The organism is Streptomyces sp. NPDC093261, from assembly GCF_044753645.1.
Taxonomy (GTDB): Bacteria; Actinomycetota; Actinomycetes; order Streptomycetales; family Streptomycetaceae; genus Streptomyces.
In genome coordinates this window covers 106,415-129,892 of sequence record NZ_JBIVNO010000021.1, presented here as the reverse complement: position 1 = coordinate 129,892, position 23,478 = coordinate 106,415, and the positions used below count along the sequence as shown (strand labels likewise).

22 protein-coding genes and 1 riboswitch are annotated in these 23,478 nt (G+C 71.6%); of the genes, 12 read left to right on the top strand and 10 right to left on the bottom strand.

Going from position 1 to position 23,478, the window contains the following annotated elements; translation table 11 throughout:
* Positions 1-113 precede the first annotated feature (113 nt).
* Complete coding sequence (locus ACIP94_RS32180; protein WP_402433541.1) at positions 114-788, bottom strand: pentapeptide repeat-containing protein; 675 nt, start codon at positions 786-788, stop codon at positions 114-116.
* 135 nt (positions 789-923) lie between these two features.
* On the opposite strand from ACIP94_RS32180, the gene ACIP94_RS32175 reads away from it, so the two are divergent.
* Positions 924-2,429 carry an MFS transporter gene (locus ACIP94_RS32175; RefSeq protein ID WP_402433538.1) on the top strand — a complete coding sequence of 502 codons (1,506 nt, stop codon included), beginning with the start codon at positions 924-926 and terminating at the stop codon, positions 2,427-2,429.
* A gap of 23 nt (positions 2,430-2,452) precedes the next feature.
* Here ACIP94_RS32175 and ACIP94_RS32170 read toward each other — a convergent pair whose 3' ends face one another.
* On the bottom strand, positions 2,453-2,953 hold the full coding sequence (locus ACIP94_RS32170) for a hypothetical protein (protein WP_402433535.1): 501 nt from the start codon (positions 2,951-2,953) through the stop codon (positions 2,453-2,455).
* A gap of 7 nt (positions 2,954-2,960) precedes the next feature.
* Between ACIP94_RS32170 and ACIP94_RS32165 the strand changes: the two genes are divergently transcribed.
* Entirely contained in the window at positions 2,961-4,418 is a 1,458-nt protein-coding gene (locus ACIP94_RS32165) for a M1 family metallopeptidase (protein ID WP_402433576.1), read from the top strand.
* 105 nt (positions 4,419-4,523) lie between these two features.
* On the opposite strand, the gene ACIP94_RS32160 is transcribed toward ACIP94_RS32165, so the two are convergent.
* Both ACIP94_RS32160 and ACIP94_RS32155 read right to left on the bottom strand, forming a co-directional pair.
* A complete protein-coding gene (locus ACIP94_RS32160) occupies positions 4,524-5,045 on the bottom strand; it encodes a GNAT family N-acetyltransferase (RefSeq protein ID WP_402433533.1) in 522 nt (173 codons plus the stop codon).
* 107 nt (positions 5,046-5,152) lie between these two features.
* On the bottom strand, positions 5,153-5,728 hold the full coding sequence (locus tag ACIP94_RS32155; RefSeq protein WP_402433530.1) for a TerD family protein: 576 nt from the start codon (positions 5,726-5,728) through the stop codon (positions 5,153-5,155).
* Positions 5,729-5,878: 150 nt separating this feature from the next.
* On the opposite strand from ACIP94_RS32155, the gene arfB reads away from it, so the two are divergent.
* Positions 5,879-6,316, top strand: a complete 438-nt coding sequence (gene arfB, locus ACIP94_RS32150) for an alternative ribosome rescue aminoacyl-tRNA hydrolase ArfB (protein ID WP_402433527.1) — start codon at positions 5,879-5,881, stop codon at positions 6,314-6,316.
* A 103-nt stretch (positions 6,317-6,419) separates the two neighbouring features.
* Here arfB and ACIP94_RS32145 read toward each other — a convergent pair whose 3' ends face one another.
* On the bottom strand, positions 6,420-6,995 hold the full coding sequence (locus tag ACIP94_RS32145) for a flavin reductase family protein (RefSeq protein ID WP_402433525.1): 576 nt from the start codon (positions 6,993-6,995) through the stop codon (positions 6,420-6,422).
* A 426-nt stretch (positions 6,996-7,421) separates the two neighbouring features.
* Here ACIP94_RS32145 and cdgB point away from each other — a divergent pair, with 426 nt between their 5' ends.
* Positions 7,422-9,095, top strand: a complete 1,674-nt coding sequence (cdgB, locus tag ACIP94_RS32140; RefSeq protein ID WP_402433522.1) for a diguanylate cyclase CdgB — start codon at positions 7,422-7,424, stop codon at positions 9,093-9,095.
* A 117-nt stretch (positions 9,096-9,212) separates the two neighbouring features.
* Positions 9,213-10,148: a carbohydrate-binding protein gene (locus ACIP94_RS32135; protein WP_402433520.1), complete on the top strand. Its 936-nt coding sequence runs from the start codon at positions 9,213-9,215 to the stop codon at positions 10,146-10,148.
* A gap of 6 nt (positions 10,149-10,154) precedes the next feature.
* Here the strand turns inward: ACIP94_RS32135 and ACIP94_RS32130 are convergent, their stop codons facing one another.
* The 3 genes from ACIP94_RS32130 to ACIP94_RS32120 all read right to left on the bottom strand — a co-directional run bounded on the left by ACIP94_RS32130 (position 10,155) and on the right by ACIP94_RS32120 (position 13,351).
* Positions 10,155-11,084 carry a 1-phosphofructokinase family hexose kinase gene (locus ACIP94_RS32130; protein WP_402433517.1) on the bottom strand — a complete coding sequence of 310 codons (930 nt, stop codon included), beginning with the start codon at positions 11,082-11,084 and terminating at the stop codon, positions 10,155-10,157.
* 180 nt (positions 11,085-11,264) lie between these two features.
* Positions 11,265-12,407: an N-acetylglucosamine-6-phosphate deacetylase gene (nagA, locus tag ACIP94_RS32125; protein WP_402433515.1), complete on the bottom strand. Its 1,143-nt coding sequence runs from the start codon at positions 12,405-12,407 to the stop codon at positions 11,265-11,267.
* A complete protein-coding gene (locus tag ACIP94_RS32120; RefSeq protein ID WP_402433512.1) occupies positions 12,407-13,351 on the bottom strand; it encodes an ROK family protein in 945 nt (314 codons plus the stop codon). Before ACIP94_RS32120 ends, nagA begins: the two co-directional genes overlap by 1 nt.
* Before the next feature lie 176 nt (positions 13,352-13,527).
* On the opposite strand from ACIP94_RS32120, the gene ACIP94_RS32115 reads away from it, so the two are divergent.
* The 3 genes from ACIP94_RS32115 to otsB all read left to right on the top strand — a co-directional run bounded on the left by ACIP94_RS32115 (position 13,528) and on the right by otsB (position 16,062).
* Positions 13,528-14,748: an extracellular solute-binding protein gene (locus tag ACIP94_RS32115; RefSeq protein ID WP_402433508.1), complete on the top strand. Its 1,221-nt coding sequence runs from the start codon at positions 13,528-13,530 to the stop codon at positions 14,746-14,748.
* A 39-nt stretch (positions 14,749-14,787) separates the two neighbouring features.
* On the top strand, positions 14,788-15,015 hold the full coding sequence (locus tag ACIP94_RS32110) for a DUF3263 domain-containing protein (RefSeq protein WP_402433505.1): 228 nt from the start codon (positions 14,788-14,790) through the stop codon (positions 15,013-15,015).
* Between the two features lie 192 nt (positions 15,016-15,207).
* On the top strand, positions 15,208-16,062 hold the full coding sequence (gene otsB / locus ACIP94_RS32105) for a trehalose-phosphatase (protein ID WP_402433502.1): 855 nt from the start codon (positions 15,208-15,210) through the stop codon (positions 16,060-16,062).
* 73 nt (positions 16,063-16,135) lie between these two features.
* Here the strand turns inward: otsB and ACIP94_RS32100 are convergent, their stop codons facing one another.
* Both ACIP94_RS32100 and ACIP94_RS32095 read right to left on the bottom strand, forming a co-directional pair.
* The gene (locus ACIP94_RS32100; protein ID WP_402433499.1) at positions 16,136-17,563 is read right to left on the bottom strand and encodes a trehalose-6-phosphate synthase; all 1,428 of its coding nucleotides are present in this window, start codon (positions 17,561-17,563) and stop codon (positions 16,136-16,138) included.
* Between the two features lie 105 nt (positions 17,564-17,668).
* Positions 17,669-18,631 (bottom strand): glucosyl-3-phosphoglycerate synthase, encoded by a 963-nt coding sequence (locus ACIP94_RS32095; RefSeq protein WP_402433496.1) that lies wholly within the window; start codon positions 18,629-18,631, stop codon positions 17,669-17,671.
* Positions 18,632-18,780: 149 nt separating this feature from the next.
* A riboswitch (SAM riboswitch) is annotated at positions 18,781-18,936 on the top strand.
* 18 nt (positions 18,937-18,954) lie between these two features.
* Here ACIP94_RS32095 and thrC point away from each other — a divergent pair.
* The 4 genes from thrC to groL all read left to right on the top strand — a co-directional run bounded on the left by thrC (position 18,955) and on the right by groL (position 23,298).
* Complete coding sequence (gene thrC / locus ACIP94_RS32090; protein WP_402433493.1) at positions 18,955-20,235, top strand: threonine synthase; 1,281 nt, start codon at positions 18,955-18,957, stop codon at positions 20,233-20,235.
* Complete coding sequence (locus tag ACIP94_RS32085) at positions 20,232-20,507, top strand: MoaD/ThiS family protein (protein WP_402433490.1); 276 nt, start codon at positions 20,232-20,234, stop codon at positions 20,505-20,507. Before thrC ends, ACIP94_RS32085 begins: the two co-directional genes overlap by 4 nt.
* 451 nt (positions 20,508-20,958) lie before the next feature.
* Positions 20,959-21,162 (top strand): cold-shock protein, encoded by a 204-nt coding sequence (locus ACIP94_RS32080; RefSeq protein WP_009339379.1) that lies wholly within the window; start codon positions 20,959-20,961, stop codon positions 21,160-21,162.
* A 513-nt stretch (positions 21,163-21,675) separates the two neighbouring features.
* Entirely contained in the window at positions 21,676-23,298 is a 1,623-nt protein-coding gene (gene groL, locus ACIP94_RS32075; RefSeq protein ID WP_402433485.1) for a chaperonin GroEL, read from the top strand.
* The last annotated feature ends 180 nt before the right edge of the window (positions 23,299-23,478 follow it).

The following is a 23,478-nucleotide window of genomic DNA, read 5'->3' as shown; positions in this document are numbered from 1 at the left end:
ACCGCAGCCGACTGGCCGCTGTCACCGCCCAGACTGCAATCTGAAACGAACGACGACTCACGTGGCGAAACGTGAACTCAAGACCAGATCACTAGCCACCGGGCCCCGCGGGCTCAGGCGTCCTCCGCCACCCGGACGCCCATCTCCGCCGCCAGCACAGGCGCCAGGTCCAGGAGCTGGGCATGGCTGATCACCGCGCCCGAGAGCCGGTCCACCCCGCGCGTGATGTCCAGCTCCGCCGCACGACGCAGATCCACGTCCACCAGGGTCGCCGCCGTGAGGTCCGCCCCCTTCACCACGCAGTCCACGAACTCGACCCGCTCCAGCCGGGCGCCCCCGAAGTCCGGCTCGACCAGCACGCAGCCTTCGAAGACGACGTCCTTGAGTCTCGCCCTGCGCAGATTCAGATAGTCGAGCTTCCCGCCGCGCACCAGCACCCGCTCCAGCACCGCGCCGTGCAACTGCGCCCCGCCGAGCCGGGCGTCCACCAGCTCCACGTCGCGCAGGCTCGCCTCGGCGAGATTGGTGCCCACGCCCCGGATCCCCGACAGGACGGAGTCCACCACACGGGCGTGATGCAAATGCGTCTCGTCCAGCGCGCAGCCCGTCAGCGCACAGTCCAGGAACCGGGCGCCCCCGCCCTCCTGCCCCGCGAGGTCCGCGTCCCGGAACTCCAGCCCGTCGTAGTCCCCGTCCGGCGTCAACTCGCCGTCCGTGAACGCCACCAGCTCCGGCAGCCGCACCTCCGGCCGCCGCGCCGACTTCACCACCCGATCGTTCCGCACCATGCCCTCATGCTGCACTCCGCCACTGACAATCCCTGCCACCTGCGACGACACCTCCCAAGGACACTTCCCCGACGGCTTCCAAGGCGCGCACCGGCCGAAGATGCGGGGCCTGCCGATCCATGGTCTTCTGGCGGGGTGAGCGTCACCCCGAGGGGCGAGGCGGCGGGCCTCGACGACACGGATCCCCGCCGCTGGTGGGCCTTGGTGATCATCGCGCTCGCCCAGTTGATGGTGGTTCTGGACGCGACGATCGTGAACATCGCGCTGCCGTCCGCCCAACGCTCGCTCGGCATCTCCGACGGCAACCGCCAGTGGGTGATCACCGCGTACACCCTGGCCTTCGGCGGACTGCTGCTGCTCGGCGGCCGGATCGCGGACCTGGTGGGCCGCAGACGCACCTTCATCGCCGGGCTGGCCGGCTTCGCCGTGGCGTCCGCGCTGGGCGGCGCGGCCGCGACGTCCGGCATGCTCTTCGGCGCTCGCGCGCTCCAGGGCGCCTTCGCCGCCGTGCTGGCCCCCTCGGCGCTCAGCCTGCTCACGACCACGTTCACCCGTCCCGGGGAGCGCGGCCGGGCCTTCGGCGTCTACGGCGCGCTCGCGGGCAGCGGCTCGGCGATCGGGCTCCTCGCGGGCGGGCTGCTGACCGAGTACCTGAACTGGCGCTGGTGTCTGTACGTCAACGTCCCCGTCGCGGCCCTGGCCGTCGTCGGCGGTCTCGTGCTGTTGCCCGCCGGCCCGGGCGACGGGGGCGCCCGACTGGACGTCCCCGGCGCGCTGCTGGGCTGCGGAGGACTGGTCGCGCTGGTCTACGGGTTCAGCGAGGCGGAGCCGCGGGGCTGGACGGACCCGCTGGTCCTCGCCCTCCTCGCGGCCGGCGTGGCGCTGCTCGGCGCGTTCGTGTGGTGGCAGGCCAGGGCGCCGCAGCCGCTGCTGCCCCTGCACATCGTCAGGGACCGCGACCGGGCCGGCTGCTTTCTGACGATGACCCTGGCCGTCGTCGGCCTGTTCGGGCTGTTCCTGTTCATGACCTACTACCTGCAGGTCGTCCTCGGCTATTCGCCCCTGCGGACGGGCCTCGGCTATCTGCCGCTGACGGCGGCGATCGTCGTCGGCTCCACGCAGATCTCGGCCCGGCTGCTGCCCCGGGTGGCCCCGCGCCTGCTGATCGTGCCGGGCCTGCTGCTGGCGGCGGGCGGCATGGTGATCCTCACTCGGATCACCGTGGACTCGGACTACGCGACCGCGATCCTGCCCGGACTCGTGCTCCTGGGGTTCGGCATGGGCCTGACCTTCATGCCGGTCTTCGCGACGGCCACGGCCGAGGTGGCGCCGCGCGACTCGGGGGTCGCGTCGGCGACCGTCAACACCTCCCAGCAGGTGGGCGGTTCCATCGGCACGGCGCTGCTGAACACGGTCGCGACGAGCAGTGCCACGGCGTACCTCGCCACGCATCTGCCCGGCGCCGCCCACAAGGCGCTCGTCGTCCGCGAGGGCGTGGTGCACGGCTACACCGTCGCCATCTGGTGGGGGGCGGGCATCATGCTGCTGGCCGGCCTGGTCGCGGGGCTGACGGTCAGGGCCGCGGCCCCGGCGCGCGGCACCCGGGAGGCGCCGGTGCCCAAGGATGCACGGCCCGGCTAGCCACCGCCCGTCACCCCGCCCGCTCAGCCGACGCGGGGGAAGCGGGACTGGAGGGTCCAGATCGCCGGGTTGTCCGCGAGGTCCTCGTGGAGGTCGGTGAGGTCGGCGAGGAGGTCGTGCAGGAAGTCCCGGGCCTCGCGGCGCAGTTCGGGGTGGGAGAAGGACAGCGGGGGTTCGGCCGCCGGCAGCCACTCCGCCTCGATGTCCACCCAGCCGAAGCGGCGCTCGAAGAGCAGGCGGTCGGTGGACTCGGTGAAGTCCAGCTCCGCGTGCTGGGGCCGGGCCGCGCGGCTGCCGAGTGGGTCCCGGTCGAGCAGCTCGACGATGTCGCACAGCGCCCACGCGAAGTCCAGCACGGGCACCCATCCCCAGGCTGTGGACAGCTCACGGTCCGCCTCGGTGTCGGCGAGGTAGACGTCACCGCAGAACAGGTCGTGCCGCAGGGCGTGGACGTCCGCGCGACGGTAGTCGGTCTGCGGGGGGTCGGGGAAGCGGTTGGAGAGGGCGTAGCCGATGTCGAGCACGGGTGCGATGGTGTCACGCCGCGGCCCGCTCCGCCGTCACGGGCCGCCCCGTAAGATCACGAAGGTGCCCCGGTTCATACGCCTTGTCCCCGCCGTGCTGCTGTCCGTCGCGCTCACGGCCTGCGGGGGCGGAGTGCACGGCACGCCCGGCGGCCTGGGGCTGCACGACCCGTACTTTCCGCGTGCGGGCAACGGCGGATACGACGTCACGCACTACGACCTGACCCTCGCCTACGACCCGGCGCACCGCCGGCTCACGGGCACGGCGGTCATCACGGCCCGCGCCACCGAGGACCTCTCCGCCTTCGACCTGGACCTCAAGGGGCTGGACGTCGCCGGCGTCGCCGTCGAGGGCCAGGGCGCCCACTGGAACCGCGCGGGCCAGGAGCTGACCGTGCGCCCCCGTACCGACCTCGACCGGGGCGAGACGTTCCGCACGACGGTCCGCTACTGCGGCACCCCCGAGACGATCACCGACCCGGACGGCTCGAAGGAGGGCTGGCTCCACACCGGTGACGGCGCCCTGGCGCTCGGCGAGCCGACGGGCTCGATGGCGTGGTTCCCCGGCAATGACCACCCGTCCGACAAGGCGACCTACGACATCGCGATCACCGTCCCCGAGGGGCTCCGGGCCGTTTCCAACGGCGAACCGACGCGCGAGACCACACGGGACGGCCGCACCACCTACGCCTGGCACACCTCCGAGCCGATGGCGAGTTATGTCGCCATGGTGGCGATCGGCCACTTCGCCGTCACCCGGTCCACCCTGAAGAACGGCCTGCCCGTGTATGTCGCCGTCGACCGGACGCAGACGGAGGCGAGCCGTGAGGTGACGGCGCGGATCCCGGAGGTCATGGAGTGGGAGGAGACCAACTTCGGTGCCTACCCCTTCTCCTCCGCCGGCGTGGTCATCGACCGGGAGGGCGCCGCGGGGTACGCCCTGGAGACCCAGAACCGCCCGGTCTTCCCCGGCGCGCCCGACACCGAGACCCTCGTCCACGAACTCGCCCACCAGTGGTACGGCGACTCCGTCACCCCGGAGAGCTGGCGGGACATGTGGCTCAACGAGGGGTTCGCGACCTACGCGGAGTGGCTGTGGCGCGAGGACCACGGCGGTGACACGGCCCAGCAGACCTTCGACGCGCTCTACCGGGGCGACTACTACGGCGATCCGGAGCAGAACAAGGCGATCTGGGCGTTCCCGCCCGCGAAGCCGTCGGGCGCCGCGCATGTCTCGGACAGCCCCGTCTACGAGCGGGGCGCGATGGTCCTGCACAAGATCCGGCAAACCGTAGGCGACGACGCCTTCTACGACATCATCCAGGGCTGGGCGGCCGCCCACCGCCATGGCAACGCGTCCACCGCCGCCTTCACGGCGTATGTGGAGAAGAAGGCCCCGCGCCGGGACTTCGGCCCCATCTGGCGGGACTGGCTGTACGGGGACGGGAAGCCCGAGCGTCCCTAGGACCTCTCGTCATACTCCCGCCTGCCCCGTCGGGCGACGGCGCGAGCTCGGCGACAGACCCCGGCCGCACCGGATCGCCCCTCCCGCCACCGGGGCGGCCCCGGCTCAGGAGGGCCGGAGCGCTTTGCGGAGCACGGCGCAGGTGCGGGACCTCTCGCGGTCGGAGCGGTGGGCGATGGTCTCGTAGCCGAGGGATCTCCAGAAGGCGAGGCCACGGACGTTGCCGTCGAGGACCGCGAGGCGTACGGCGGTCCGGCCCGCGGCGCGAAGGCGCTCCTCGACCAGGGAGGCGAGCCGTCGGCCGTAACCCTGCCGCTGGAAGGCCGCGTCCACCATCAGCAGGCCGATCCACGGGTCCGGGTCGGCCGGGTCGGGGTGGTGGGCGAGAATGATCGCGATCCCCACCAGGCGTCCCTGGGCACGCGCGAGAAGGACCTCCACGGCCGGGTTCGCCAACTCGTCGGCCAGTGCCGTCGCCACCTGCTCCGGGCGGATGTCGTCCGGGTCCGGGAAGTCGCCGCTGAGGGCGTGGAAGTCGCGGTGGGAGGCGTACAGGGCGGTGAGTTCGGCGAGCAGCGGGGCCGGGATGTCGTGGTCGGCGGTGAGCCGCAGGGGCTGGAGGATCACGGACGCCAACGTATCCCGCGCGGGCCGTCCGGGGCCCGGTAAGCGACCGGAGCCCTCCGGCCGCGGCGCACCGCGACCGGGGGGACTCCAGGACGGGTTTCCCGGCGTCAGACGTTGACGCCGAAGTCCTGGGCGATGCCGACCAGGCCCGAGGCATAGCCCTGGCCGACCGCGCGGAACTTCCACTCCGCGCCGTTGCGGTACAGCTCGCCGAAGACCATGGCCGTCTCCGTGGCCGCGTCCTCCGAGAGGTCGTACCGGGCGATCTCCTGGCCGCCGGCCTGGTTGACGATGCGGATGTACGCGTTGCGCACCTGGCCGAAGTTCTGCGAACGGGCCTCGGCGTCGTAGATGGAGACGGGGAAGACGACCTTGTCGATGTCGGCCGGGAGGGCCGCCAGGTTGACGTTGATCGCCTCGTCGTCGCCCGCGCCCTCGCCCGTGCGGTTGTCACCGGTGTGGACGATCGAGTTGTCCGGGGTCTGCTTGTTGTTGAAGAACACGAAGTGCTGGTCCGAGTAGACCCGGCCCTGGGTGTTGACCGCGATCGCGGACGCGTCGAGGTCGAAGTCCGTGCCGGTGGTGGTGCGGACGTCCCAGCCGAGGCCCACGGTGACGGCGGTCAGGCCCGGAGCCTCCTTGGTGAGCGAGACGTTGCCACCCTTGGACAGGCTTACAGCCATTGTTGGGAGTCCCTTCCCTCGGTGCGTGTGCGGATGAAGCTACCGCCACCCTCAGGAACGCCAAGGGGGGTCTCCATGGTTCCGGGTCTCTTTACCTTTTTTACCTGCCGTGGGAAATCCGGGTGACGCGGACCGCCCAAAACCGGGAACATGGACACCATGTCCGGTCCCCACGTCATCCGCGGCTCCGTCTCCCTTCCGGAGGCCGAGCTTATGTGGCGTTTCTCGCGCTCCTCCGGGCCCGGGGGACAGCATGTCAACACCAGCGACACCCAGGTGGAGTTGCGGTTCGACCTCGCGCGGACCGAGGCGCTGCCGCAGGTGTGGAAGGAGCGGGCCCTGCGGCGGCTGGCGGGGCGGCTCGTCGACGGCGTCGTCACCGTCCGCGCCTCCGAGCACCGTTCGCAGTGGCGCAACCGTGAGGCCGCCGCCGTACGCCTCGCCTCTCTGCTCGCGGAGGCGACGGCTCCGCCGCCGAAGCCGCGCAAGCCGACCCGGATCCCCCGCGGCATCAACGAACGCCGGCTGCGGGAGAAGAAGCGGCGCGGCGAGACCAAGCGGGACCGCACGGGCCGCGACTGGGCCTGACGCGCGGGCGGCGAGGGGCCTGACGCACGGGCCGCGACTGGGCCTGACGCGCGGGCGGCGAGGGGCCTGACGCACCGGCCGGGACCGGTCCCGGCGGCCCCGCCTAACCCAGGTGGCGGTACCGCCCCCGGAAGTACAGCAGCGGTCCGCCCTCCGTGCTCGGTACCCGGGCCGTGAGCACCCGGCCGATGACCAGGGTGTGGTCGCCGGCCTGCACGCGCTGCTCCGTGCGGCACTCCAGGGTCGCCAGGGCGCCGCCGACCAGTGGCGCGCCCGAGGCCTCCCCTCGGACGTAGGCGATGTCCTCGAACAGGAGCCGGTCGCTGATGCGGCCCTTCATCGCGAAGCGGCCCGCGATGTGCCGCTGGCTCTCGGTGAGCACGGAGACGGCCCACAGTGGCTGCTCGGCGAGCAGGTCGTCCATGCGGGCGCCCTCGCGCAGGCTGACCAGGACCAGGGGCGGGTCCAGCGACACCGACATGAACGCGCTGGCCGTCATGCCCACGTCCTCGCCGCTCGGCCCCTCCGGGTCCAGCGCGGGCTCGTGCGCGGTCACCAGGACCACGCCCGCGGCCAGCCGGGACATGGCGGCGCGGAACTCGTCGTTGCTCACCCCCTCAGCATGCCCGGAGGCGGGCGGGACGGCGGTCAGCGGCGGGGCGGGCGGAGTGTTCAGCACACGGGAACGCTAGTAGGCGCCCCCCGGCGGCCACATCGGACCCGGGTCCCAGCCGGGACCTAGGTCCGGCGGCCGAGGCCGCGGGCGGCCGGGCGGCCGTTTTCGGAGTCCAACTGGGGCCCGGCCGCGCTCAGTTGGCCCGTATGATCACAGTGTCCGCACGTGGTGACGAATTGTGTTCGCGGAATGCGTCGAAAAAACGCGGAATCCCCACTCAATTGTTCATGTTTTTCTGTGACTTGAGTCACAGGTGCCGTATTTTGTTGACCCTGTGTACCTAGTGAGGAGCGCGCTGTGATTCAGTGGCGGGGACGCTGCACGACGCTACACCCGGCGTACTCCGAGTAGCGCACCGAGGAAAACCGAGAGAACCGTAGAACGCCGAAGCATCCCTGGAGTTGCTGCGAGACCTCGAGGGGAGGGGGAATGGACACCGACTCGGAGCCGTACGTCCGCCTGGCCACCCTGCGGCAGCTGCACCAGGTGATGGCGGACATGAACACCGCCCGGAGCCTCGCGGACACGCTGCAGACCGTCGCCGACGGCATCGTCACCGGCCTCGGCTACGAGCTGGCGGCCGTCAACCTCGTACGCCCGGACGGCGACCTCGTCGTCGCCGCGCTCGCCGGGAACTCCGCGGCCGAGGCGCTGATCACCGGCCGTGTCGGCTCCCGCGCCTCCTGGGAGCGCCGGCTGTCCATGGGCGAGGCCTGGGGCGACCTGAGGTTCATATCGCACACCGAGGGCTGGGTCCTCGACGAGGACGACGTCCCGCAGTGGTACACCGACGGCCCCGAGCCCCGCTTCGAGGACGAGTGGCACCCCTCCGACCGCCTCTTCGCGCCGATGTACACACCGGGCGTCCAGGGCGGACCCGGCGAGCTGATCGGCGTCATCTCCGTGGACCGCCCGCGCAACGGGCGGCGGCCCGGCGCCTGGGGGCGCGAGGCGCTCCAGATGTACGCCTTCCAGGCCGCCATAGCCATCAGCAACGCCCGGCTGAGGGCCAATATGCAGCGGGCCCTGGTCCGCCTGGAGCGGGAGCAGCAGGCCCTGCGCGCCAGCGAGGAGTCCTTCCGGCAGGCCTTCGAGTACGCCCCCTCGGGCATGGCCATCGCCGAGATGGGCGGCGACCAGCACGGGCGGATCCTGCGCACCAACGACGCCCTGTGCCGGCTGCTCGGGCGGCCCGCCTCCGCCATGCGCCGCTACTCGTTCTCCGACCTCGTCCACCCCGAGGACATCGGCACCCTCCTGCGCACCTCCGCCGAGGGCGGCCGGGCCGAGCTGCGGCTCGGGCGTCGGGACGGCACCTACGTATGGGTGTCCCTGCGCAACTCCGTCGTCGCGGACGCCGCCGACGGGCCCCGCTTCCTGCTCACCCACGTCGAGGACATCGAGGAGCGCAAGCGCCGCGAGCTGCAGCTCGCGCACCGCGCCTCCCACGACTCGCTCACCGGTCTGCCCAACTCGGCCGAGCTGCGTTCCCGGCTGTCGGCCCGGCTGTGCCAGCGGCCGCAGTCCCTGCCGCCGGGCGCGGCCGAGTCCCTGGACGCAGCGTACGGCGCCTACGAGACCGAGCACCCGGCAGCGTACGAGGGGAGCGGGCACGCCTTCGACTTCCACACCGGCCCGGGGCCGCTCGACGCCTTCGACCACCATGTGCACACCGTCGCACCGGACGGGGACGCCGACGACGGCACCAAGGGGCTCGCGGTGCTCTTCTGCGACCTCGACGGATTCAAGTCGATCAACGACCGCTTCGGGCACAACGCGGGGGACGCCGTCCTCATCGAGGTCGCCCGGCGGCTCAGCCGCGGTGTGCGCGACGGGGACACGGTGGCCCGGCTCGGCGGCGACGAGTTCGTCGTCCTCGCGGACGGGCTCGGCAAGGCAGACGCCCAGGACCTCGCCGTACGGCTGCGCAACGAGATCATCCAGCCGATCCGGGTGGACGGCCGCGCCATGCGGGTCGGCGCCAGCTTCGGCATCGGCTGGGCCCACTGCGGCATGACGGCGGACGAAGTGTTGAAATCCGCTGACGAGCGGATGTACGTGGAGAAACGATCTCGTCCCAAACAGCATCGACGCGCGGGATAAACCCCAGCTCAGTGCAGGGGTGATGGGAAGAACAGCCGTGCGGGGCCCGCGGAGCGGGTAGGCTCGCCATTCAGCCACACACGCATCTGGACCCGCACCTGTTGAGGAGACCTAGGGATGACGCCCGGCAACAACGGCGCGAGCACGCCCGAGGACGACGACCCGTTCGGCTACCTCTACGCCGACGGTCAGGCCAATGGCGCCCAGCCGCCCACCGGCGGCTACGGCTACCCGGGATCCGTCAGCAGAGTCCGCACGGTCGGCGAGCGCCAGTACGGCCAGCCACAGGCCCCCACGGCCGCCTACGGGCAGGTTCCCCAGCAGCAGGGCTACGGCCAGCCGAACGCGCACTACGCCGCGCCCGAGACCCAGCCGGGCGGCGCCCCCACGACCCGGCAGGCGCCGGCGGGCGCGGGCGGCGGAGGCCGGGGCCGGGGGCCCAACACCAAGGGCCTGCTGATCGGCGCGATCGCGGTGGTCGCCGCGGTCGTCATCGGCATCGGGGTCGCCATGATGGGCAGCGACGAGAACGGCAAGAAGGACACGGCGGGCGGTGCGTCGGGCGGCCCGACCACCTCGCAGAGCGCCTCCCCGAGCGCGTCGGCGTCTGCCTCCGCGGCCGCCGGTGAACTCCCGAAGATCGACGCCAAGGCCCTGCGGCTGGAAGGCGGGACGACGACCGCCTCCGACGTGAAGGGCGCCAAGGCGGACGGCGGGGTCTACGTGGCCGGCTTCAACGCCGTCGGCGCGGCCGTGACATGGAGCGTGGACGTCCCCGCGGACGGCAAGTACACCCTGCACACCGGCTACGGCGTGCCGGGCGTCGACGCCACCGCGACCCTCACGATCAACGGCATGCCCCAGACCACTCCCCTGAAGCTGAAGAACTGGGCCAACGCGCCCCAGGGCGACTGGGAGAAGGGCTGGACCAAGACGTACAACTACATCCAGCTCAACAAGGGCACCAACACGATCCGGATCTCCTGCGAGCAGGGGAACCAGTGCAACGCCAACCTCGACCAGCTCTGGCTGACGAACGGCTGGTCGAACTAGCCGGTGTCACGCCGCCGTCGCCTCGCCGGTGACGGCCACCCGGTCCAGCAGCTCCTCGTAGGCGTGGCGGTCGAAGTCGCCCGCCACGGGGGCCAGCACGGTCGCCGCGGACAGGGCCACCGCCCGGGCCAGACGGGCCGGCCAGGGCAGGTGCTCGACCAGGCCCGACAGCAGGCCCGCGACCGCCGAGTCGCCGGCGCCCGTCGGATTGCCCGGGAACCGGCGCGGCGGCACGGCCCGCCAGCGGCCCTCCGCGTTCACGGCGAGCAGGCCCTCCGCGCCCAGCGAGGCGACCACCGTGTGCGCCCCCCGCCTGCGGGCGTCCCGGGTGGCCTGCAACGGCTCGTGCGACCCGGTGAGTTCGGCCAGCTCGTCGGCGTTCGGCTTGACGATGTCCGGGCGGGCGGCCACCCCCCGGCGCAGCGGCTCGCCGCTCGTGTCGAGCAGGACGGGCACCCCCATCGCCCGTGCGGTGCGCACGAGTTGGGCGTACGCCCCCACCGGCACCCCCGGGGGCAGGCTGCCGCACAGGGCCACCGCCGTCGCGGAGCGCACCAGGTCCGTGTAGGCGTCCAGGAAGGCGGACCACTCCTGCGGCGCTATCAGCGGGCCCGGCTCGTTGAGCTGGGTTGTGTCGCCGGTCGTCTCGTCGACCACCGCGACGGTGCGGCGGGTGGCACCCGCCACCGGGATGAGCGCGTCCACGATTTTGGGCGTCCGCGTGAGCTGGTCCTTGAGCGAGTGGCCCGTCGCGCCGCCCGCGAAGCCCGTGGCCGTCACCTCATGGCCGAGCGCGGCGAGCACCCGGGCCGCGTTCAGCCCCTTGCCCCCGGGCCGTTCGGTCACCTCGGTCACCCGGTGCGAGGTGTGCGGCCTCAGCGCCCGTACGCGGTAGGTGATGTCGAGAGCGGTGTTCAGCGTGACCGTCAGGATCACCTGGGGGACCTCCCTCGAATGTCGTGACGGCGGGTCCGGAGGTTCCGTACGTCGGTTCCCCGTGTGCGGAATCCCAGGATGCGCCCGCCGTCGGCGGTGTGCGGAGGCTCGATCATGCCAAATGAGTCGGCGGTCGGCCCAGTCCCCGGGGCGACCGCCGTGCACCAACAAACGGATGAATCATCCCAGTTGGGGATCGACCACCCATGCGCCGCGGCGCATCACCCCCTTGAGGGCGAACTCCTCGTCCAGCAGCACCAGGTCGGCGTCCTTGCCGGGTTCCAGGGAGCCCACCCGGTCGTAGACGCCCAGCAGCCTGGCCGGATTGGCCGAGATGGCCGCGACGACGTCCTGCACCGGCAGCCGGTCGACGGTGACCGCCCGACGGAAGGCGCGGTCCAGGGTGAGCGTGGAGCCCGCGATCGAGCCGCCCTGCACCAGGCGTGCCACCCCGTCGGCCACCTCCACCTCCAGCGGGCCGAGCATGTACCGCCCGTCGCCGGTGCCCGCCGCGTCCATCGCGTCCGTGATGAACGCGACCCGCGCGGCCCCCGCGTGATGGAACGCCAGCCGGAGCGATGCCGGGTGCAGATGGGTGCCGTCGTCGATGAGCTCGACCGTGATCCGCTCGTCCTCCAGGAGCGCGGCGATGGGCCCGGGGGCGCGGTGGCCGAGCGGCGGCATGGCGTTGAACAGGTGCGTGGCGACGGTGGCGCCGGCGTCGATCGCCTCCACCGTCTGGTCGTAGGTCGCGTCCGTGTGCCCGATCGCCGCGATCACGCCGTGCTCCGCGAGCAGGCGCACGGAGTCGAGGCCGCCAGGCAGTTCGGTGGCCAGCGTGACCATCTTCGCGTGGCCGCGTGCGGCGTCGATCAGCTTGCGGACCTCCGTCGGTTCCGGGTCGCGCAGCAGTTTCTCGGAGTGCGCGCCCTTGCGGCACGGCGAGATGAACGGCCCCTCGAAGTGGATCCCGGCGAGGTCTCCCTGTTCCGCCAGTTCGGACAGCAGTCCGGCCTGCCGGACGAGGACGTCCATGTCGTCGGTGACGGTCGAGGCGACGAGGGTGGTGGTGCCGTGCAGCCGGTGGGTGCGGACGGCCGTGAGGATCTCGTCGGCCGTGCCGGAGAAGGACGCCCCGCCGCCGCCGTGGTTGTGCAGGTCGACGAAGCCCGGGACCAGCCAGTGGCCCCGTACGTCGACGGTCTCCGCGTCCGCAGGAGGGGTGTCGGTGATCCGCGTGCCCTCCACGACGACACGGCCGTCGTCCACGATCCCGGTGGGCAGCACCACCCGGGCACCGGCGAGAACCTTGCTGGGGGCCATCAGGCGGTTACCTCCGAACGGTCGGTGGTTTCGAGGAGATCCCAGGCGAGGAGTCCCGCGCCCAGGCATCCGGCGGTGTCGCCGAGGGCCGCGGGGACGACCGACGGCGGCTTCTGGAAGGTGAGCCGTCGCCGGACGGCGTCCCGCAGGGGTGTGAAGAGGGTGTCCCCCGCCTCGGCGAGCCCCCCGCCGATGATGATCGTGCGCGGGTCCAACAGGGTGAGGGCGGTGACCAGGCCGTCGGCGAGCGCGTCCACGGCCTCCTGCCAGATCCGGACGGCGTTCGGGTCCCCGGACGTGACGGCCCGCGCGCAGCCGGCCGCGTCGGCCTCCGGATCCCCGGACGCCTCGGCCCAGGCCGCGCTCACGGCCGCCGCGGACGCGTAGCGCTCCAGGCAGCCGGCCTGGCCGCAGGGGCAGGGGGTCCCGCCGGGTCGTACGACGACATGGCCGATCTCGCCCGCGAAGCCGTGCGCGCCGGCCTCCACCCGGCCGTCGATCCCGATGGCGCCCGCGATGCCGGTGCCGAGCGGGACGAACAGAAAGCGGTCGGCGCCCCTGCCCGCGCCGATGCGGCCCTCGGCGAGTCCGCCGGTGCGCACATCGTGCCCGAGGGCGACGGGCGCGCCGGCCAGGCGGCGGCTGAGCAGATCGCGCAGGGGCACGTCCCGCCAGCCCAGGTTGGCCGAGTAGGCGGCGACGCCGCGATCGGCGTCCACGATGCCGGGTACCGCGACGCCCGCCGCCGCCGCGGGTTCCCCGAGGTGCCGCTCGCCGTGGGCGCGCAGCTCGGCGGCGAAACCGAGGATCGACTCGACCACGGCCTCGGGCCCGCGTTCGCGGCCGGTGGCCCGGCGTGCCCGGTGCAGCAGCTCGCCTCCCGCGCCGACCAGGGCGGCCTTCATCCCGGTGCCGCCCACATCGAGGGCGATGACATGTCTCACGGAGACAGTGTGGGCCCTGGACCCGAAGAGGTCTAGTCCACTCGCGTGGTGTAGACCTTATGCAGTTGATATTCCGAATGGCGAGACAGCAGGGTTGGGCAAGAGCGGTGCAGGGGCGCGGGGCGCGAAGGACGACGTGGCACAAGGGTCTGATCGCGGGGGTGTCCGTACTGGGCATGACAGCGACGCTGGCGGGCTGCGGGGGCTCGTCCGGCTCGGGGGACGTGACGCTGCGGCTGGTGGCCGCGGACTACGGCGACTCCTCGGCCAACAGCTCCAAGAAGTACTGGGACGACCTGGTCCGGGGCTTCGAGGCGGGGCACTCCGGGATCAAGGTCGAGGTCAGCGTCTACTCCTGGAACGACGTGGACCGCAAGGTCAAGGAGATGGTGGCCGCGGGCCACGCGCCCGACATGGCGCAGATCGGGGCGTACGCGGACTACGCGGCGGCGGGGCGGCTGTACCGGGCCGACGAGGTGCTCTCGATCCCCGTCCAGGCGGACTTCGCCTCGGAGCTGAGCGATGCGGGAAAGGTCAACCGCACCCAGTACGGCATGCCGTTCGCGGCGTCCACGCGGCTGCTCTTCTACAACAGGACGCTGTTCGCCCAGGCCGGGATCCAGCCGCCCACGAGCTGGCACGACCTGGCGGCGGACGCCGAGGCGCTCAAGGCCAAGGGAGTGAAGTTCCCCTACGCGCTGCCGCTCGGCCCGGAGGAGGCGCAGGCCGAGACGATGCAGTGGCTGCTCAGCGGCGGCGACGGCTATCTGGACGGTTTCGGCTCCTACGACATCGACTCCGCGCAGAACGTGGGCACCTTCACCTGGCTGAAGGACGAGCTGGTCGGCAAGGGGCTGACGGGCCCGGTGCCGCCGGGCCGGCTCAACCGCGCCGACGCCTTCTCCGCCTTCACCCGCGGTGAGGTCGGCATGCTCAACGGCCACCCCTCCCTGATGAAGATGGCGCGGGCCAAGGGCGTGGACTTCGGCATGGTGCCGATGCCGGGCGTCGGCGGCCGGGCGAAGTCCACGATGGGCGTGGCGGACTGGATGACGGCCTTCAAGCAGAACGGCCACCAGGACCAGATCCGCGCGTTCCTCGATTACGTGTACGACGAGAAGAACGTGATCGACTTCTCGCGCGAGTACGACCTGCTGCCGGTCACCAACTCGGCGCAGGAGACGATGGCGGCGTCCTCGCGGGACGCGGACCTGGAGCCCTTCCTCCAGCAGCTGCCCAGCGCGGAGCTGTACCCGGTCGGCAAGACGTCCTGGGCGGGGGTCAGCGCGGACATCAAGAAGGAGATCGGCGAGGCCGTCGCCCCGGACGGCAGCCCGTCGGCCGTCCTCGGCCGGCTCCAGCGGGCGGCGGTGGCGGCGGACAGCGCCACCGGCTGAACCGTCCGCTCTGTCGGTCCCCGGGGCTACCGTTCCCTCATGGAAGAGCTGAATCCCCGAGAAAAGGCCGTCCTCGCCCTGGAGGGGCGCAGCTTCTCCGGGCCGGGGGCCAAGGAGCGGGCCATCCGGGAGCAGCTGGGCCTCGCGCCCGTGCGGTACTACCAGCTGCTCAACGCCCTCCTCGACGACCCGAGGGCCCTCGCCCACGCGCCGGTCACCGTCAACCGCCTGCGCCGCATCCGTGACTCCCGCCGCGCCGAGCGCTGACTACCCGGCGCTGGCCGTTGCCGGCGCCGACCGTTGCCGGCGCCGACCGTTGCCGGCGCCGACCGTTGCCGGCGCTGGCCGTTGCCGGCGCCGACCGTACCCGGCGCTGACCGCGCCGGGGCCGGGCGCCGCGCGCCGGTGCGCGTGCCGGAGTCAGGAGTGCGGCCGGTCCCGCGCGGATAGGGTCGTTGCATGGGCAGCCATACGGACTCCTTGCCGACACCCGCCACCCCGGCCGGGCGTGACGGTCTCGACGCCATCCTCGCCCGGCCCGAGCGGGCCGTCCTCGCCTTCGACTTCGACGGGACGCTCGCCCCGATCGTCCCCGATCCCGACCAGGCCCGCGCCCACCCGGACGCGGTCCCCGCCCTCGCGGTGCTCGCCCCGAAGGTCGCCTCCGTCGCGGTGGTCACCGGCCGCCCGGCCGGCGTCGCCGTCCGCCACGGCGGCTTCGCGGGCGTATCCGGACTCGACCACCTCGTCGTCCTCGGCCACTACGGCGCCGAACGCTGGGACGCCCGCACCGGCACCGTCAACGCCCCCGCCCCGCACCCGGGCGTCGCCGCCGTCCGCGCCGAACTCCCCGGCTTCCTGGACGAGATCGGTGCCTGGCGCGGCACCTGGATCGAGGAGAAGGGGCGCGCAGTCGCCGTGCACACCCGCCGGGCCGACGACCCGCAGGCCGCCTTCGAGGCCCTGCGCGAACCCCTCACCGACCTCGCCACCCGCCACGGCCTGATCGTCGAGCCCGGCCGTCTGGTCCTGGAGCTGCGCCCCCCGGGCATGGACAAGGGAGTGGCCCTGTCGGAGTACGTCCGCGAGGTCGGCGCCGGAGCGGTCATGTACGTGGGGGACGACCTCGGTGACCTCCCGGCCTTCGCCGCCGTCGACAAACTCCGCTCCGACGGCGTACCCGGCCTGCTCGTGTGCAGCGGCAGCGAGGAGGTCACCGAACTGGCCGAGCGGGCGGACCTCGTGGTCGACGGCCCGGAAGGCGTCGTACGACTGATGTCCGCTCTCGGGGCCCATATGACGGACCGCCCCTGAGGGCCCTCGTCACACCGGTTGCCGGACCGCCCCCGCCGAGGGGCGGTCCTCAGCCGTCCGGTGCGGGCGGTCCTCAGCCCTCCAGCGCGGCGAGCTGATCCAGGAACCAGCGGGCCGGAGGCAGTGCCGTGGCCTGGGCGGACAGTCGCTTGGTGCGCTCGCCGCGTTCCGCCGGACCCATCGACAGCGCCTCGTGCAGCGCCTGTGCCGTGCCCACGATGTCGTACGGGTTCACGGTCACCGCGTCCTCGCCCAGCTCCTCGTACGCCCCCGCCTCCCGTGAGAGCACCAGCGCGCAGCCCTCGTCGGAGACCACCGGGACCTCCTTGGCGACCAGGTTCATGCCGTCCCGGATGGGGTTCACCAGGGCCACGTCCGCCAGCCGGTAGGCGGCGAGCGACCGGGCGAAGTCGTCCTTGACGTGCAGTTCCACCGGGGTCCACCCGGGGGTCCCGAAACGCGAGTTGATCTCCGTCGCCACCCGCTGGACCTCTGCGGTGTAGTCGCGGTAGACGGCCAGGTCCTGCCGGGACGGGTAGGCGAAGGCCACATGGACGACCCGTTCACGCCACTCCGGACGAGACCGCAGCAGTTCCTCGTACGCCAGCAGCCCGCGCACGATGTTCTTCGACAGCTCCGTGCGGTCCACGCGCACGATCGACTTGCGGGGCCGGCCGTCGGGGGCCGTGCCGATCTGCGCCCGCAGGGTCCGCATCCGCTCGTCCACATCCGGCCGGTGCGCCCGCTCGCGCAGGAACTCGGCGTCGGCGCCCAGCCCGTGGACGCCGATGCGTGTGCCCGAGAGGGTGTCCGGGCCGAGGACCGCGCGGCAGCAGTCCGTGAACGCGTCCGCCCATCGCTGGGTGAGGAACGCCGCCCGGTCCGCGCCCAGGATCCCGCCGAGCACCTGAGCGGCGATGTCGTCGGGCAGCAGGCGGAAGTACTCCGGGGGCGCCCACGGCGTGTGAGAGAAGTGGCCGATCCGCAGATCGGGCCGCAGCCCGCGGAGCATCCGGGGGGTCAGGGTGAGGTGGTAGTCCTGGACCAGGACCGCCGCGCCCTCGGCCGCCTCCTCGGCCAGCGCCTCGGCGAAGGCCCGGTTGTATCGCTCGTACGCCGCCCACTGCCGCCGGAACTCCGCGTCGAAGACCGGCTCCAGCGGTGTCTGGTACAGCATGTGGTGCACAAACCACAGGACCGAGTTCGCGATGCCGTTGTACGCGTCGGCGTGCACCCGCGCGTCGATGTCGAGCATCCGTACGCGCTGGCCGCCGGTGTCGGCCGGGTCGAGCCTGCCGCCCGTGCGCCGTACCGCCTCCCGGTCGCTGTCGTTCAGCGCCGAGCAGACCCACACCGCGTCGGTGTCGGGGCCGATCGCCGACAGGCCGGAGACCAGTCCGCCCCCGCCGCGCTTGGCGGTGAGCTGACCTGTCTCGTCCAGCGCGTATGAGACCGGACCGCGGTTGGACGCCACCAGAACGGAAGCCGCATTCGAAGCCATGCCACGAAACCTAGCCCGAGGGGAAAACGCTCAAACGTTCCCTTCGGCCGTCTGCGGAGCCGTATACAACGGGGGCGTCGGGGGCCCGGTCCTCCGGGCCCGGCCTCAGGCCGCCCACCGGTTCGCGTACTCCGCGATCTCCGCCATCGGCGGCCGTTCCGCCGTGTCCACCGAGTACGTCCGTGGCTCGAACCCGCCCTCGACACGTTCGAACTGGGTGAGGGCGGGGCGGACCAGATGGCCGCGGGCCAGCCGCAGCTGCGCGGTGCGGTAGATCGCCGCGGCCATGCGGCCCAGCGCCTGGCCGTCCTGGTGGCGGTGCAGCCGCACCCCGACGTCGACCTGGGCCAGGGCGTCCAGGCCCACCAGATGCAGGGCGTCGACCAGCATCCCCAGCTCCACTCCGTACCCGACCGGGAACGGGAGGCGTTCCAGCAGGGAGCGGCGGGCGGCGTACTCGCCGCCGAGCGGCTGGACGAAACCGGCCAGCTGCGGCCAGTGCATATTGAGCAGCGGCCGCGCCATCAGCTCGGTGACACGGCCGCCCTGGCCCGCCGCCGTGCCGGTCTCACCGGGCAGGGCCAGCGGCCGGTCGTACATCGCCTTCACGAGGTCCACGTCCGGGTCCGTGAGCAGCGGGCCCACGATCCCGGAGACGAAGTCCGAGGAGAACTCCCTCAGGTCGGCGTCGACGAAGCAGATGATGTCCCCGTGGGTGACCAGCAGGGAGCGCCACAGCACCTCCCCCTTGCCGGGCACGGCCGGGACGCGCGGCAGGATGGCGTCGCGGTGCACCACCGTCGCCCCGGCCGCCGCGGCGACCTCGGAGGTGCGGTCGGTGGAGCCCGAGTCGACGACGACGATCTCGTCGACGAGCGGTACCTGCCGCATCAGGTCGTGGCGGATGACGGCGACGATCTCGCCGACCGTCTCCTCCTCGTCGAGCGCGGGCAGCACGACACTGACCGACGAACCCGAGGCGCGTTTGGCGGCCAGGATCTGGTGGAGTGGGCGATCGGTCACGGACCAGGAGCGGGTGCTCAGCCAGCGCTCGACTTCTTCCAGCACAGCCTGCGACTCCTTCCATGGAGTGATCCATCTCGCGGTTCGGACGACTATCTCAAGTGTCCTGGCCTTCGGTTACAGTCTTGAACAACGCCGGTGACCATCGCATGTCGTGGGTCGCCGCCGCTCGTAGCAGTGAAACAACCGCATACAGCTCATCCAGAGGGGCAGAGGGACACGGCCCGATGAAGCCCCGGCAACCCTCCAGCCGGTTCTCGTAGATCAGTGCGATCGTCTTCGCGAGGCTCCCGGCTAGGGAAGGTGCCAAATCCGTCTCACGGCGAGATGCGTCGTGAGGAAGATGAGGAGAAAGGGCCTCGCCTGACATGGCTGTGCAGACAGTTGTAAGCAGCACCGACTCCGTGAACCTCGGACCCGCCGCGGCCCTGTCCTGCCGGGAGTGCGGCCATCGGGTGCCCCTCGGCCCGGTCTTCGCATGCGAGGAGTGTTTCGGCCCGCTGGAGATCGCGTACGACTTCTCGGGCTACGACACCGAGGAACTGCGGAAGCGGATCGAGGCGGGCCCCGCGAACATCTGGCGCTATGCGCCGCTGCTGCCGGTCCCGGCGGACGTCGCCGACAAGCCGAACCTGAACCCCGGCTGGACCAAGCTGGTCAAGGCCGACAACCTGGCGCGCGAGCTGGGCGTGACCGGCGGGTTGTATGTGAAGGACGACTCCGGCAACCCGACCCACTCCTTCAAGGACCGCGTGGTCGCCCAGGCGCTGGAGGCGGCGCGCGTCTTCGGCTTCACCACCCTTTCCTGCTCCTCCACCGGCAACCTGGCGGGGGCTGTGGGCGCCGCGGCGGCCAGGGCCGGCTTCCGCTCCTGCGTCTTCATCCCGCACGACCTGGAGCAGGGCAAGGTCGTCATGGCCGCGATCTACGGCGGCGAGCTGGTCGGCATCGAGGGCAACTACGACGATGTGAACCGCTTCTGCTCGGAGCTGATCGGCGACCCGGCCGGCGAGGGCTGGGGCTTCGTCAACGTCAACCTGCGTCCCTACTACGCGGAGGGGTCCAAGACCCTGGCGTACGAGATCGCCGAGCAGCTGGGCTGGCGGCTGCCGGACCAGATCGTGGTCCCGATCGCCTCCGGATCCCAGCTCACGAAGATCGACAAAGGGCTTCAGGAGCTGATCAAGCTGGAGCTGGTCGAGGACCGGCCGTACCGGATCTTCGGGGCGCAGGCCGAGGGCTGCTCGCCGGTGTCGACCGCGTTCAAGGCGGGCCACGACGTCGTACGGCCGCAGAAGCCGGACACCATCGCCAAGTCGCTGGCGATCGGCAACCCGGCGGACGGCCCCTATGTCCTCGACATCGCGCGCCGCACCGGCGGGGCCGTGGAGGATGTGACGGACGCGCAGATCGTGGACGCCATCAGGCTGCTCGCCCGCACCGAGGGCATCTTCGCGGAGACGGCGGGCGGTGTGACGGTGGGCGTGACCCGCAAGCTGGTCGAGAGCGGTGCGCTCGACCCGACGAAGACGACCGTCGTCCTCAACACCGGCGACGGCCTCAAGACCCTGGACGCGGTGGCGGGCACCGGCCTCACCGCGACGATCCGTCCGACCCTGGACTCCTTCCGAGAGGCTGGCCTCGCATGAGCGTGACCGTTCGCATCCCCACCATCCTGCGCACCTACACCGGAGGCCGGGCCGAGGTCGCGGCCGAGGGCGGGACCCTCGCCGAGGTCATCGCCGACCTGGAGAAGAACCACACCGGCATCGCCGCCCGTGTCCTGGACGACCAGGGCAAGCTGCGCCGCTTCGTCAACGTGTACGTCAACGACGACGACGTCCGCTTCGAGCAGGGCCTCGAGACGGCGACCCCGGACGGCGCGGGCGTCTCCATCATCCCGGCGGTGGCGGGAGGCTGACGGCAGGTCATCCCCACGCGATCGTTACCCTCGGTAGGGCCGAACACCGAGAGTTCATCGAATTGCCCCCTCCGCGAGAGAAGCGGAGGGGGCAATTCTGCATGGTTGAGCGCGGTACAGTTGGGGAACCCGCTCCCGGTTTCCCGGTCGCACAACCGGAGTCCCTGCCGCCCGCCCGACAAGAAGCAGCCAAAGTGGGCAGGGGTTTTGCGCCATCCATTCCTTTTGTCGGGCCCGACTTGCCCTGAATTCGGGTGAATTCTTCGTACATTCCCGACCGGTCATGCCCGGAATTCTCGTCCGATTGACCTGTTGCACAGGGCAGTTGGACAGATACATTCAGCCGCGGTCGACGCGTTCCGGCGCACGCCCCCAACCGTTGGGGGGTGAGGTCTGACCCGGATCCGCGAAGTGTGGATCTGTGCAAGGGCCAGTAATAGGGGAGTTAGGCATGGCTCAGGGCACCGTCAAGTGGTTCAACGCGGAGAAGGGGTACGGCTTCATCGCGGTCGACGGTGGTGCGGATGTATTCGTCCACTACAGCGCGATTCAGATGGACGGCTACCGCACCCTGGAAGAGGGTCAGCGGGTCGAGTTCGAGATCTCGCAGGGTCAGAAGGGGCCGCAGGCGGACATGGTCCGTCTGGCCGGCTGAGATTGCGCGCCGACGACTGAACTGTTCGACGTGTCGAGGGGCTCGTATCCCGTAGGGGTGCGAGCCCCTCGGTCTGTCCGGGGCCGGTGGGACGGGTGCGGCGGGGCGTGTGGGGAGCGCGGGGCGCTGGGGGCGCTGGGGGTGCGCGGGGCGCTGGGGGCGCGCGGGCGAGGGTGTGTGTGCGCCGCCCGGCGGGCTCGCTTCGGGGGTGCGCGCCGTGTCCATCCGTCACCCGGCGCCACCCCCGACGGGCGCGCTTCGGGGGTGCGCCCGGTGTCCATCCCCCACCCGCCGCCACCCCCGACGGGCCCGCTTTGCGGGCAGCGCCTTGCACTCGACCGGGGCGAGTGCTAATCATTGGCGTTAGCACTCTGAAGGTGAGAGTGACAAAGAAGGACCGGGTCGGTGAGGCCGCGGGCCGGGTGGGGCAAGGAACCTCCGGCCGGGGCCGTCCGTCGCGGGCGCGGGCGCGGTCCGAAGTAATCACCCCCAGTCCTGGGAGGACCACTTCACATGGCCAAGATCATCGCGTTCGACGAGGAGGCACGGCGCGGCCTCGAGCGCGGCATGAACCAGCTCGCGGACGCCGTCAAGGTGACCCTCGGCCCCAAGGGCCGCAACGTCGTCCTCGAGAAGAAGTGGGGCGCCCCCACGATCACCAACGACGGCGTCTCCATCGCCAAGGAGATCGAGCTCGAGGACCCGTACGAGAAGATCGGCGCCGAGCTGGTCAAGGAAGTCGCCAAGAAGACGGACGACGTCGCCGGTGACGGTACGACCACGGCGACCGTGCTCGCCCAGGCGCTGGTCCGCGAGGGCCTGCGCAACGTGGCCGCGGGTGCCAACCCCATGGCTCTGAAGCGCGGTATCGAGAAGGCCGTCGAGGCCGTCTCCGCCGCCCTGCTGGAGCAGGCGAAGGACGTCGAGACCAAGGAGCAGATCGCCTCCACGGCCTCCATCTCCGCCGCCGACACCCAGATCGGCGAGCTGATCGCCGAGGCCATGGACAAGGTCGGCAAGGAAGGCGTCATCACCGTCGAGGAGTCGCAGACCTTCGGTCTGGAGCTCGAGCTCACCGAGGGCATGCGCTTCGACAAGGGCTACATCTCGGCGTACTTCGCCACCGACATGGAGCGTATGGAGGCCGTCCTCGACGACCCGTACATCCTGATCGCCAACTCCAAGATCTCCTCGGTCAAGGACCTGCTCCCGCTGCTGGAGAAGGTCATGCAGTCGGGCAAGCCGCTGCTGATCATCGCCGAGGACGTCGAGGGCGAAGCGCTCTCGACCCTGGTCGTCAACAAGATCCGCGGCACCTTCAAGTCCGTCGCCGTCAAGGCCCCGGGCTTCGGCGACCGCCGCAAGGCCATGCTCGGCGACATCGCCATCCTCACGGGCGGCGAGGTCATCTCCGAGGAGGTCGGCCTCAAGCTGGAGAACGCGACCCTGGACCTCCTGGGCCGCGCCCGCAAGGTCGTCATCACCAAGGACGAGACCACGATCGTCGACGGCGCCGGCTCCCCGGAGCAGGTGCAGGGCCGCGTGAACCAGATCCGCGCGGAGATCGAGAACAGCGACTCCGACTACGACCGCGAGAAGCTCCAGGAGCGTCTGGCGAAGCTGGCCGGCGGCGTGGCCGTCATCAAGGCCGGTGCCGCCACCGAGGTCGAGCTCAAGGAGCGCAAGCACCGCATCGAGGACGCCGTCCGCAACGCGAAGGCGGCCGTCGAGGAGGGCATCGTCGCCGGTGGTGGCGTGGCCCTGCTCCAGGCCTCCCAGGTCTTCGAGAAGCTGGAGCTGGACGGTGACGAGGCCACCGGTGCCGCCGCCGTCAAGCTGGCGCTCGAGGCCCCGCTGAAGCAGATCGCCGTCAACGCCGGCCTCGAGGGCGGCGTCGTGGTGGAGAAGGTGCGCAACCTGACCCCGGGTCACGGCCTGAACGCCGCGACCGGCGAGTACGTCGACCTGGTCAAGGAAGGCATCATCGACCCGGCGAAGGTGACCCGTTCCGCCCTGCAGAACGCCGCCTCCATCGCCGCGCTGTTCCTCACCACCGAGGCCGTCATCGCCGACAAGCCGGAGAAGGCCGCCGCGCCCGCCGGCGGCGGCATGCCGGGCGGTGACATGGACTTCTGATCGGCCCCGGTCGATCACCGTCCTGACCGAGGGCGGCACCCCCTGTTCCCCAGGGGGTGCCGCCCTCGGGCGTGCCCGGGGTCACGTGGTGTTGCGCCCGGGGTGCGGAATACGGGGTGGGCATGGGTGGTTGTTTTATGGGCTGCAACAATGCGCATGCACATACCATCCGGTCAGCAG